General features: G+C 69.1%; 11 protein-coding genes. 10 read left to right on the forward strand and 1 reads right to left on the reverse strand.

The genetic code is table 11. The features are described 5' to 3' along the window. Positions 1-158 precede the first annotated feature (158 nt). From CCR97_RS23905 to CCR97_RS23945, 9 genes are read left to right on the forward strand one after another with little or no spacing between them, the layout of a single operon-like run. The gene (locus CCR97_RS23905) at positions 159-428 is read left to right on the forward strand and encodes a hypothetical protein (protein ID WP_111357720.1); all 270 of its coding nucleotides are present in this window, start codon (positions 159-161) and stop codon (positions 426-428) included. A 1-nt stretch (position 429) separates the two neighbouring features. Further along, on the forward strand, positions 430-843 hold the full coding sequence (locus CCR97_RS23910; protein WP_111357719.1) for a GPW/gp25 family protein: 414 nt from the start codon (positions 430-432) through the stop codon (positions 841-843). Continuing rightward, the gene (locus tag CCR97_RS23915; protein WP_111357718.1) at positions 840-1718 is read left to right on the forward strand and encodes a baseplate J/gp47 family protein; all 879 of its coding nucleotides are present in this window, start codon (positions 840-842) and stop codon (positions 1716-1718) included. The genes CCR97_RS23910 and CCR97_RS23915 overlap by 4 nt, the downstream gene beginning before the upstream one ends. Further along, complete coding sequence (locus CCR97_RS23920; RefSeq protein WP_111357717.1) at positions 1715-2593, forward strand: phage tail protein; 879 nt, start codon at positions 1715-1717, stop codon at positions 2591-2593. The genes CCR97_RS23915 and CCR97_RS23920 overlap by 4 nt, the downstream gene beginning before the upstream one ends. Further along, positions 2577-3275: a hypothetical protein gene (locus CCR97_RS23925; RefSeq protein ID WP_111357716.1), complete on the forward strand. Its 699-nt coding sequence runs from the start codon at positions 2577-2579 to the stop codon at positions 3273-3275. The genes CCR97_RS23920 and CCR97_RS23925 overlap by 17 nt, the downstream gene beginning before the upstream one ends. A gap of 1 nt (position 3276) precedes the next feature. Then, a complete protein-coding gene (locus CCR97_RS23930) occupies positions 3277-6486 on the forward strand; it encodes a DUF4815 domain-containing protein (RefSeq protein ID WP_111357715.1) in 3210 nt (1069 codons plus the stop codon). 3 nt (positions 6487-6489) lie between these two features. Then, a complete protein-coding gene (locus CCR97_RS23935; protein ID WP_111357714.1) occupies positions 6490-7218 on the forward strand; it encodes a hypothetical protein in 729 nt (242 codons plus the stop codon). After that, the gene (locus tag CCR97_RS23940) at positions 7215-8117 is read left to right on the forward strand and encodes a hypothetical protein (RefSeq protein ID WP_146618764.1); all 903 of its coding nucleotides are present in this window, start codon (positions 7215-7217) and stop codon (positions 8115-8117) included. Before CCR97_RS23935 ends, CCR97_RS23940 begins: the two co-directional genes overlap by 4 nt. A 2-nt stretch (positions 8118-8119) precedes the next feature. Beyond that, positions 8120-8605: a hypothetical protein gene (locus CCR97_RS23945; protein WP_201159938.1), complete on the forward strand. Its 486-nt coding sequence runs from the start codon at positions 8120-8122 to the stop codon at positions 8603-8605. A gap of 26 nt (positions 8606-8631) precedes the next feature. Here the strand turns inward: CCR97_RS23945 and CCR97_RS23950 are convergent, their stop codons facing one another. After that, on the reverse strand, positions 8632-8976 hold the full coding sequence (locus CCR97_RS23950; RefSeq protein ID WP_111357711.1) for a hypothetical protein: 345 nt from the start codon (positions 8974-8976) through the stop codon (positions 8632-8634). A gap of 1755 nt (positions 8977-10731) precedes the next feature. Here CCR97_RS23950 and CCR97_RS23965 point away from each other — a divergent pair. Then, entirely contained in the window at positions 10732-11250 is a 519-nt protein-coding gene (locus CCR97_RS23965) for a phage major tail tube protein (RefSeq protein ID WP_111360750.1), read from the forward strand. The last annotated feature ends 185 nt before the right edge of the window (positions 11251-11435 follow it).

Raw genomic sequence — 11435 nt, forward strand, 5'->3', positions numbered from 1 at the left:
AGAAGCTGGTGGTCGAGGGGCTTCTCGACCAGCCGCGCGTGAAGGTGACGGAGCTGGACCTGGAGCCGGATCCCGGTGCCGCCGCCATGGCGGCGGCGATCGCGGCGGCCGGCTCGGGCGGCGGTGGCGGTGGCGAGGGCTGAGAGCAGGAGCAAGCGATGAGCAGCACGACGACGAACGACACGGTGCAGTACCGGATCACGACGCCGCGGCCGATCGGCGGGCGCATGCGCAGGGTCGGCGAGGTGGTCGCCCTGACGCCGCGTGAGGCCGAGGCCGAGCTGCCCTGGGGCGGGCTCGAGTTGGAGGTCGCGGGCACGGCGGCGCCGGCGCAGGCCGGACCGGTCGCCCTGGAAGCCGCAGCGGCATCGTCCCCGGCTGCCCCGACGGACGGGCCCGGTCGCAAACGGACCTCGAAGGCGATCTGAGATGGTCGAGCGGACGTTGCGCACGGGTGTCGAGCGCGGGACCGGACGCATGCTGCGCGGCCGCGCCCACGCCGAGCAGTCGGTGCGCATCATCTTCTCGACCTTCCTCGGCACCGAGCTGATGCGGCTCGACTTCGGGTCCGATCTCAGAGCGCTACGCGGCGAGAACCTCACCGCCGTCAACGTGCTTCGTGCCTATGCGGCACTGGTCCACGCCGTGCACACCCAAGAGCCGAACATCCGCTTCACCAAGATCCAGCCGTCGCTCGCCAACGGCCGCGACGGTGCCATCGCCTTCGTCCTGTCGTACCTGCACTTCCCGTACGGGCATCTCGGTGATTACTCGGTGAGCGAGGCGGCCGACATGCGGGTGCCGGTGACGGCGCTCGCGCGGGGCACGGGGGCCGTGTCATGATCCCTCTCGACGCTTGGCGTCTGCCTCATCCGGTCGTCGTCCGCGAACTCGACTTCGAAGCCCGGCTCGCTGCCCGGCTGGCACAGGTCGCGGCGGAGTGGGAAGAACTCCGCGCAGAACATCCCGAGCTGCCGCCGCTCGACGCGATCAACCTCACGTCCGATCCCGGCAACAAGCTCCTGCGCAATGCCGCGTTCGGCGACCTCTTGTTCGTCGCCGAGCTGAACGACACGGCTCGCGTCGTGCGGGTCGCTGACTTCGCGTCCGGCTCGGACCTCGACCTGCATGCCCGCGAGGTCGGATTGGAGCGCGCCGAGGGCGAGCTCGACGCGCGCCTGCTCGATCGCATCAAGACACGCCGGCGCGGCTCTTCGGCTGCCGGGCCGGATTACTGGTACGAATGGCACGCCATGACGGCCTCGACCCGCGTCGCCGAGGTGGCGATCGCCGAGCGCGGCGGGGGACTGATCGACGCGGTGGTCCGGTCGACCGACAATGGCGGGGTGCCCGACCAGGCGCTGCTCGACACGGTCGCGGCGGTGCTGACCTCGCGGGCGGTGCGGCCGCGCTGCATCCGCCTGCGCGTCGTCGCACCGGTGGTGCGCCCGGTCGCGATCGCGGCCGAGGTGACGCTGCGGCCCGAGGCGCTCGACGAAGTCTTCGTCCAGGCGCGTGATGCCTTTCCTGCGGCGTTTGCGGCCGACAGCAAGCTCGGTCGCGACCTCACCATCGACTGGATCAAGGGCCAGCTGATGCCGGCCGGAACCTACGCCGTGGCGGTGACGTCGCCGCCGGCCGACGTGATCGTCGCTCCCGACGAGCTGATCGTCGCGTCCGCGATCGACATCACGCTCGCCCCCGGGAGGGCGTCGTGAGCCTGGTCGCCGAGCAACTCACCGGCAACGATCCGTACGAGCGGACGATGGCGCGCGCCCTGGCGACGCGCGACCGTCTCGCCGTGGAGATCCCGCGGCTCGGCACCATCGGGGTGACCGAGTTCCCGGACGACTGGCTGCCCTGGCTGGTGATCCATTACGGGCTCGAAGAGATCGCGCCCTATGTGGGTGACCTCTTGCGCACCCTGAAGGAGGGTCGTTCCTGGCAGCGGATCGTCGGTACGCCGGCCGCCACCGAGGATTTCGTGCTCGCCTGGCTCGGCGTCGAGGGCCTCGACGTGCCGGACGGCTACGGCGGAGCCGGCGCTGTCGAGGAGGAGCGCGTCGACGACGTCAAATGGTACGTCTATCAGCTCGCTCTGACCGGTCCGGTCGCCCTTCCGACGGTGCGTCGCCTGGTCGCCGCCGACCGGCTGTCGCACAACGCCGGGACCGAGCTGCGCCGCATCTACGGCGGCTACGACATTCGCCCGATGCGTCTCGACGGCGTCCGTCTCGACGGCGGCATGCTCGACGACTGGTCGGGCATCCATCTCCCCGGCATCGAGCCGAAGGTCTCGTTCGGCAGCTGGCACGGCGCCGTCGTCGACGTCGGCCCCGCCGTGCTCGCCGGATCGATCGACTGGCACGTCGCGACGGCGCGGTTCGAGGAAGGCTTCATCCTCGATCGTTCCATCCTCGAAAACGAGAAGATCGAGCCGACGGTCGTGCGGATCGAGCAATCGTCGATCACGGAGACGATCGCTCTGTCCCGGCCGGCCCCCATGCCGTGGCCACCGTTTCCGTGGCCGGCCGTCGCGTGGAGCGACGTGGATTCGTTCGTGATCGGAGGTCCCGATGGCAATGCTGGTTAACCGCGGCCGCGCCGGTCTGGCCGCGGCCTTGAAGGACCGCGCGATCCACATCGCCTGGGGCCGCGGGATGGCGTGGTGGGGCTCCACCGCGATCGTGCAGAGGACGTTCGGGGGAACCCCGCAGCGGATCACGCTCGACCACGCGCCGATCACCTCGGTCGTGGTGCGCGACCAGGCGGGGTCTCAGGTGTACGCGGCCGGCGACGACTACACCTACGACCTCCAGTCCGGGATCGTCTCACGGGTCAACAGCGGCCAGATCCCGGCCGGCGCCACGGTTCAGGTGGAGGCCGTCTACGGCACCCCGAGCGTCACGGCCGACGATACCGCTTTGGTCGACGAGGTCGGTCGCCGCGTCGCCTCGTCGGTCGAGTTCGTCGTCCCGGATCCCGACGGGAGCATCGTCACGCCGGGCGGCCAGCGGTGGACCGCCTCGACCGAGGCGACGCGCTACCTCTTCGTCTCGGTGCTGTTCGATTTCCTGGAGGCGGCCGACGAGATCATCCGCGAGGTCGGTCTGTTCGTCGACACCGTCCGGGGCGCCGGCGTGCCGGTCGGTCGCGCCTACCTGGTCCCCGCGGACGTCGCGACGCCCGGCTACCTGATGATGATCGACCGGCCGCCGGCACTCCAACGCTCACCGAGCGATCGGAAGGGCTACTCCTACGTCATGGTGATCTGAGATGCCGACCGATCCCCGCACGACCCTGCCCACCTACATCAACACCTTCGACCGCGCGAAGGGATTCCAGGCGCTGGCGTTCCATTACGACCGCTTTCTGCTCGGTCACGAACTCAACGTCGCACAGGACATCGAGCGCGACCGGGTGCGCGCGATCGGAGACGCCTTCTGGCGCGACGGAACGCTGATCTCGGGCGGCAAGATCGTCCTCGGCCCGATCGTCGCCAACACCGTGGAGGCGCGGCTCGACGCCGCGAAGGTCTATATCCGCGGCTCGATCCACGACATCGACGCCCGGGTGTTCATCATTCCGGCGGTCGGCGTCGTGTTCGTCGGGATCAGGCTGCGAACCTACACGGTCACGAACGAGGATGACCCGACCCTGAAGGGGCTCGCGCCGTCGACCCGGGCGCAGGGCGAGCCCGGCGCGTCGGCCCTGGTGATGAAGGGAAAGTGGGGCTGGAACGGCGACGGCGAGGACGGCGACTTCTTCCCGATCTACACGATCCGGGACGGCGTGCTCGACACCGACACGCCGACGATCGACGACTCGTGGCTGAACCTGCTGGCGCGTTACGACCGCGAAGCTCACGGCGGCTATGTGGTCGAGGGTTTCCGGGTGCAGGCGCTCGGCTTCGACGGCACCCACCAGACCTTCACGGTCTCGGAAGGCACGATCAACGTGTGGGGCTTCAAGCGGACGCGCCCGGCGGCATTCCGCATGCGCATCCCGGAGGAGCCGGAGATCCAGCTGATCGACGACGAGCCGCATGCTGTCGGTTCCGGCGAGCAGACGATCGCGGTGCGGTTCGCGCCGATCGCCGAGGTGGTCGAAGTGACCATCATCGCCGAGAAGACGGTGACGCTCACGCACGGCGCCTACAGCGGCGTGTCGGACGCGCTGCCGGATCCCACCGTCCTGTCCATCTCGGAGGTGAAGCAGGGCTCGACCACCTACGCCGCGACCACCGATTATCGCCTCACCGGCGCTGCGGTCGACTGGTCGCCCGGCGGTGCCGAGCCGGCGCCCGGGTCGACCTACACGATCAAGTACCGCTATCTCGCCTCGGCGACCCCGACCGCCGTGACGGCGACGACGTTCAAGATCACGGGCGCTGCGGACGGCACCGTCTGCTACGTGAAGTATCGGATGAAGCTGCCCCGATACGACGCCATCGTGGTCGACCAGGCCGGCACGATCTCGTATCTGAAGGGGATCAGCTCGCTCTATGCGGCGCAACCGCTGCAGGTCGCCGCGACGCTGGTGAAGCTCGCCGACGTGAGGAACAACTGGGGCGGGACGCCGGCCGTCACCCAGGTCGGCACCATCCGGATGCCGTTCGCCGATCTGCGTGATCTCGAATCGATGGTCGGCGACCTCTATGCGCTGGTCGCCGAGGAGCGGCTGCAGCGCGACGTCGATCGCAAGGAGGTCTCGTCGAAGCGCGGCGTGTTCGTCGATCCGTTCCTCGACGACGACATGCGCGACCAGGGCGTTCCGCAGACCGGTGCCATCTTCGGCGGGTTCCTCTGGTTGCCGATCACGCCGACCGTCACGACGCTGCCGCTCGCCGCCGTGTCGCTCGGGGGAACCGACGAGTTCCTGTTCCAGCAGAGCCTGATCACCGGCGAGACGCGGATCAATCCCTACGCGGTGTTCGGGCGTCCGGCGACCGACGTGACGCTCGACCCCTCGGTCGACCTCTGGACCGAGGTCATCGACCTCTGGACCTCGATCACCACGGCGCGCAACGTCCAGACGCACGGCTGGACCGAGGGCGGCACCCTGGTCGGGCAGTCCACCGAGGTCACCGAGCGGATCCTGTCGACGACCGAAAAGCTCGAGACGATCCGGTCGCGCCAGGTCGAGTTCACGGTCCGGAAGTGGGGGCCGCACGAGCTGCTGACCAAGGTCACCTTCGACGACATCGTCGTGACGCCGACCGGGACGATCCGGGCCGACGAGACCGGCACGGTCCGGTCGAGCTTCACGATCCCGGCCGGCGTGCCGTGCGGCGTCAAGCACGTCGCTTTCGAAGGGCTCGGCGGATCGAGCGCGAACGCGCTCTACACGGCCTATGGCTGGAAGACGACGGTCAGCCACGAGCGCACGACGCTCACGATCAATTACTGGTCCAGCCCCGATCCGGTAGCGCAGACCTATCGCCTCGCCGAGCCGCGCCAGATCGACGGCGTCGACATCAAGGTGACGAAGGTCGGCGATCCCACCAAGCCCGTGCGGGTCCAGCTCCGCGAGGTCGAGCTCGGCATGCCGACCGAGAAGGTCGTGGCCGAGGCGCTCCTCGACATGCGCACCGTCACCGTGGTGGACGTCCTGTCGACCAATCCCCGTCAGGAGAGCGATTGGACCACGGTGCGGTTCGAGACGCCGGTGACCGAGCGAGAGGATCGCAGCTACGCGGTCACGCTGCTGACCGCCGACCCGCTGCATTCGGTCGCCATCGCCGATCTCGGCGGGTTCGATCAGCTCTCCGGGTGGGTCACGTCCAACGCCTTCCCGAACGGCACCTTCGTGGACGGTCAGGACGGCCGGACCTGGCTCGCGAAGCCGGGTCGCTCGCTCGTCTTCCGCCTGCGCGGCAAGAAATACGCCCCGACGACGCTCACCGTCGAGGCCGGCACGATGACGGTGACCAACTGCACCGACCTGTTGCCGCTGCTCGCTTACGAGCGCCCCGAGCATACGGCGATCGAGATCGAGTTCGAGACCCCGGACGGCGCCAAATACGTGACCGGCCCGGCCGTCAATGTCGAGCTTCCTTCCGCCGTGACCGGCGACGTCAAGGTCCGCCTCCGCCTCATCGGTACGGCGGCGCTGTCGCCCTTGCTGATGCCGTACATTCAGGTGGTCGCCGGCGCCCTCCAGGCGACCGGTGACTATGTCGGCCGGGCCTTCCCGTGCGGCACCGACGGGAAGATCCGAGCCATCATGGACGTCTATCTCCCCTCGACGGCGACCGCCGGGATGTCGGCGCAGACCGGGATCAGCGGCGGCTCCCCGGTGTGGACCCCGATGTCGCTCGAACGGGCGACGCCGCTCGGCGACGGGTGGGAGGAACGCCAGTACGTGCTCGACCACATCTCGATCGCCGAGACGCGTGTGAAGGCGGTGTTGACCGGGGGCCCCGGCGCCCGCGCGCGAGGACGTGGCTTGCGCGCCGTCGCGGTCCCGTCGACCACCGGAGCGTAGGCGATGATCGACGCCAGCACGCCGCGCAGAGGCTATCCGCTGCCGCACGAGCAGAACGTCGCGTTCGAGGACGCCAAGCGGCTCAAGACGGCGCTCGGCAGGATCGACGAGGACATGCAGGCGGCGCTCGACCGAGAGCCGCCTGCAGCCTCCGAGACCGCCGCCGGGCGCGTGCGGCTCGCGACCGCGGCCGAGATGACGGCCGGCATGGACGCGCATGCTGTGCCCGCCGTGGCCCGCGTCGCGGCCTTCGTCGCGCAGAGGATCGCCGATCTGGTCGGCACGGCGCCGGCCGCGTTGGACACCATCGTCGAGATCGCGGAAGCGCTGAAGGACAACCCGGCCGTGATCGACGCGCTGCAAGCCGCGATCGCCACCAAGGCCGACGCCTCGGCCGTCGTGAACAAGGCCGGCGGCCAGATCCTCACCGGCGGGTTCGCGGCGGTCAGCTTCGACGCCGGGACGAAGTCGAGCGGCACGTTCACGCCCGACGTTGCGCTCGGCAACATTCAACGCGTCGCCAACGGTGGGGCTCACGCACTCGCCCCTCCGGCCGGAGATTGCTCGATGTGGCTCCGCTACACGAACGTCGCCGGGGCCGGCGCTCTGACGACGGCCGGGTTCAGCCTGACGACCGGGAGCTTTTCGACCGCGGTCGGCGCGCGGCACATCGTCTACATCGCCAAGATCGACGGCGACAGTCACGTCCATATCGCGAAGGTTGCCGGATGACCTTCCCGTTCCCGTTCGCCGCCGCGGCGCGGGTCACGCCGGACCCGTTCACCTTCCCGAGCAAGGTCAACGTCGCCGTCAGCACGCCGACGGCCAGCGATGTGATCACGCCGACCGGCTACGACACGGGCATCTTCGCGACCGCCGATAACGGCGCCGAGCTGTCGATCGCCGGCGGGGCGTGGTCGACGCTGCCGCAGCTGATCAGCCCCGGCCAGACCATCCAGGTTCGCGTGACCAGCTCCGGAGGTTGGTCGACCGCCAAGATGAGCACGGTCAGCATCGGCGGCCGGACCGCGACCTTCACTGTCACGACCGGAACCGTGACCGGTGGTGCCTGGGACACGGGATGGACGGCCGGGAGCTGGACCTTCACCACTCCGACCTTCTTCAGTTGGGTCCGTGTTCAGATTTGGGGTCCGGGTGGCGGCGGTGGCGGCGGCGGCTCGGGTTGGTACTCGGGCTACGGCGGTGTCGCAGGTGGAAATGGTGCAGGCGGCGGCGTCGCGCAGTTCAACGGTGGGCCATATGTGACGGGTGGCGGCGGTGGTGGCGGCGGCTACTACACGTCACCGGGCGGCGCAGGCGGGTCTGGCATCGGCAGCGGCGGCGACAGCAACGTGACTGGTGGCGGCGCGGGCGGTGGCTATGGCGGCCCCGGCGGACCGGCCACCGGCGGCGGCTTCGGCGGCTGGAACGCGGGTTCAAGCGGCGGGTACGGCGGAGCCGGCGGTTATCTGGTCAAGACCTATTATTGGGGCCAGCTTGCCCCGTCGACTTCGTGCCCCGTCTATGTGCAGGGCCCCGGTGGCGGTGGTGGGGGAGGCTCCACTGGCGTCTCCGACGGTGGCTGGGGCGGGACCGGCGGGTACGGCCGCGTCTACATTGATTGGGGTTGATGATGATTGAGCACGGATACGCCCTGGTCGGTCCGGCCGGCGTCGAGATCGCCTGGTGGCCGACGATCCCGGATCGCATCGACCTGCCCAGCGCCGGGTTGGTGATCTTGAGCGCGGCCGAGGGGTGGTCCTACGCCGACCACGCCATCGTCGCCCGCGACCGGACGGTTGCCGACCCGCCCGACACCGGGACCGCAACGTTGCCGCTCCTGTCACGGCGCCAGGTGCTGTTCGGCCTGTTCGAGGACGGCTTCATCACGCTCGCGGAGTTCGAGGCAAGCGCGACGGCCGTGCCGGCCTCGATCGCCGCCATCATCGCCGCCGCGCCGGGCTTCGACGACGCCTCGAAGGCGCGCGAAAAGGTGCGGTTTCTCACGATGGAATACGCCCGGCGCGATCACCCGCTGACCCTGATGCTGCAAGCCAGCCGACCCGGCACAACCGATGCCGAGGTCGACGCCATGTGGCTGCGTTGGGCGGCGCTCTGATCGCCGAGATGTCTCGGGTAACGACGCTACCAGACGAAGTTCTGAGCCTTCGCTTCCTCGCTCGGCTCGGCTCGGGCGAGCTGATCTCGCAGGACCACTAACGCGGGACCGACAGAATGAAGGGCTCGCAGCGCATGGAACTCCGAGTTCGGGAGGAGAAGAGCCTCGGCCAGAGACTCCACGTTGCGAACGACGTTGTTGATCGCTGCGCTGAGCTCATGCGTCATCTCGACCAGGTCGGTCAGACAGGCGAACTCGGATATCACCGTTTTAACGATGGTCGGGGCTGTCGCTGCCGTCGCCTGCTGCACGGCCCTGACGACAGCGTCGAAGTGAGTGGCGAGAGGAACCGGAAGAACAATGCTCGTCATCGCAATCCCGCCGCTGACGCCTGTCAGCGGCCCGACAAATTGGAGTAGCCCCTAATTTCGCGTTCGATTCTGGCTCCCGTCAAGGGGCGTTCGAACGGCTTGCGAAGGGGTTCCGATGGCCGCCCTCACAAAGAACCACGGCGTTCGCTTCATCGACGCCGGCGAGGACGCCCGCACCGTCCAGGTGCCGGACTTTTCCACAATCACCATCGTGGCATCGGCCGACGAGGCTAACCCGGCGACCTTCCCGCTGGAGACCAATGTCCATCTGTACGGCGACGAGGCCGAGCGGATCGCCAAGCTCGGCGACGCTGGCGAGTTGTCGCCGGCGATCGACGACATCCTGGCCGAGGGCGTGAGCCCCAGCATGATCGTTCGCCGGGTCGAGAAGAAGACGACCCGCAACGAGATGCTGGGCTCGGTGATCGGCGATCCGTCCGACCGCACCGGCCTGTGGGGCCTGCTCGACGCGCGCGCCCAGACCAGCGTGCGGCCCGGCCTTATCGTCTGCCCCGGCTTCTGCAACGACAGCCCGATCGGCGCCACCACGGTGGAGATGACCAATCAGGGCTCGGGTTACACCGAGGCGACCGTGACGTTCACGGCCGCTGGCGCCCAGGTGGTGCCGAAGGGCACGGCCGTGATCCAGGGCGGCAAGGTGGTGGGCGTCACGATCGACGACGCCGGCTTCGGCATCCCCAACACCGTCACCATGGCGATCACGGGCGACGGGTCGGGCGCGGCCGGCACGGTCGCGACCGGTCCGGTCGCTAACCCGGTGGCGCTCGCCATGAGCGCGGTCGCCAAGCGGCTGCTCGCCGTCGGCATCTGCGACGCACCGAACCTGTCGCGCACCGAGGCGGCGCTGTGGGCCGAGCGGCTCCGGCGCGACAACGGGCGCTATCTCTACGCCATCGACCCGGCGGTGCGGCGCTTCGCCGTCCTCGACGGCTCCGACGACACGATCCTGACCCGGCCGGCCTCGACCACGGTCGCGGCGCTGTTCGCCAAGCGCGACCGCGAGCGCGGCGGCCCGTACTGGTCGCCGGAGAACCAGACCTCCTCGGCGATCGTCGGGGTGGCGCGGCCGATCAGCTACTACGACGGCGAGATCGACCACGAGGCGAACTTCCTGATCAATGCCGNCGCGAGCGCGGCGGCCCGTACTGGTCGCCGGAGAACCAGACCTCCTCGGCGATCGTCGGGGTGGCGCGGCCGATCAGCTACTACGACGGCGAGATCGACCACGAGGCGAACTTCCTGATCAACGCCGGCGTCAACACGTGGATCGAGGGCAAGGAGCTGTTCGGCTCCGAGACGCTGTCGAACGACACCAACTGGCGCTTCGTCAACAAGGTGCGGACCGAGAACGCGATCCGCGCCAGCCTGCCGGCGGCGCTGCGCAAGTGGCGCGGGGAGCTGTTCACGGCCCACAACGCCCTGATGATCGTCAAGACGATCGAGTATTTCCTCGAGGAGCTGGTCGCGCTGGGTGTCGTCGTCGGCTTCACGCGCTACTTCGACCGGCGGCTCAATCCGAACACCAACATGCGGCAGGGCATTCTGCGCATCGAGCTGCCGCACGAGAACACGCCGATCATCTCCGACCTGCAGATCGGCATGCGGCCGTATCTCGCCGCCTTCGACATCCTGGCGGCCGACATCCAGCAGGCGCTCGGCAACCTCACCCCGGTCACCGGCTCGGCCTGAACCGGCTCGGCCCGGGCGTCGGGCGCGGCGTAAAGGAGAAGCTCCATGGATTTCGTCCGCCTCGCCGGCAACCTCTACTGCGAGGACGTCAACGGCTGGCTGGCGCTGAGGCGCTACAAGCTGCCGTTTCCCAAGGTGAAGACCGAGAACCACCTGCCGGGCGGCGGCGTGATGGAGCTCGACGTGCCGATCGGCGCCATCGATCCGCTCACCCTGTCGTTCGACCTGGTCGGCGCCAACCCGGCGACGCTGGGCCAGTTCGGCATGCGGCTCTCGCAGCGCCGGCTCTACACGATCTACGAGCTGATCACCGACGAGAAGTCCGGCGTGAAGCGCGAGCGCATCGTCACGATGCGGGGCCTGTTCTCGGAGGGCGACGCCGAGGAGATGAGCGGCCGCGGCCTGAAGGGCTACGGCTACCAGATCAAGGCGATCACCGACTACGAGGACGTGATCGAGGGCTACGGCATCGTCGCCCGCTTCTCGTTCTGGACCAACACCTGGCAGGGCTACAACATCGACGTCGGCTCCGAGGAGAACCGCATCCTGCGGATCTCGGGCTGAGGCCCTCCCGTCTCGACGCCCCGGTGAAGCGGTTTTGATGCCCGTTCAAGGAGCCCCCCGATGGACCTTCCCGACCCGATCGCCACCGCGCCGAGCCTCGCGCCCGTCGCACCGCCGCCCGGCTCGCCCGACGCGGCCCGCCGCGCCGGGGGCGCTGCGTCCGCGGCTGCGCCCGCGGCGCCGGC

The sequence above is a fragment of the Rhodoplanes elegans genome (assembly GCF_016653355.1).
In the GTDB taxonomy this organism is placed as follows: domain Bacteria; phylum Pseudomonadota; class Alphaproteobacteria; order Rhizobiales; family Xanthobacteraceae; genus Rhodoplanes; species Rhodoplanes elegans.

What these genes read in the sequence shown, in the direction of transcription:
- CCR97_RS23905 (WP_111357720.1), top strand. Translation starts at nt 159, where the DNA reads ATGAGCAGCACGACGACGAACGACACGGTGCAGTACCGGATCACGACG.
- CCR97_RS23910 (WP_111357719.1), top strand. Translation starts at nt 430, where the DNA reads ATGGTCGAGCGGACGTTGCGCACGGGTGTCGAGCGCGGGACCGGACGC.
- CCR97_RS23915 (WP_111357718.1), top strand. Translation starts at nt 840, where the DNA reads ATGATCCCTCTCGACGCTTGGCGTCTGCCTCATCCGGTCGTCGTCCGC.
- CCR97_RS23925 (WP_111357716.1), top strand. Translation starts at nt 2,577, where the DNA reads ATGGCAATGCTGGTTAACCGCGGCCGCGCCGGTCTGGCCGCGGCCTTG.
- CCR97_RS23930 (WP_111357715.1), top strand. Translation starts at nt 3,277, where the DNA reads ATGCCGACCGATCCCCGCACGACCCTGCCCACCTACATCAACACCTTC.
- CCR97_RS23935 (WP_111357714.1), top strand. Translation starts at nt 6,490, where the DNA reads ATGATCGACGCCAGCACGCCGCGCAGAGGCTATCCGCTGCCGCACGAG.
- CCR97_RS23940 (WP_146618764.1), top strand. Translation starts at nt 7,215, where the DNA reads ATGACCTTCCCGTTCCCGTTCGCCGCCGCGGCGCGGGTCACGCCGGAC.
- CCR97_RS23945 (WP_201159938.1), top strand. Translation starts at nt 8,120, where the DNA reads ATGATTGAGCACGGATACGCCCTGGTCGGTCCGGCCGGCGTCGAGATC.
- CCR97_RS23950 (WP_111357711.1), bottom strand. Translation starts at nt 8,976, where the DNA reads ATGACGAGCATTGTTCTTCCGGTTCCTCTCGCCACTCACTTCGACGCT.
- CCR97_RS23965 (WP_111360750.1), top strand. Translation starts at nt 10,732, where the DNA reads ATGGATTTCGTCCGCCTCGCCGGCAACCTCTACTGCGAGGACGTCAAC.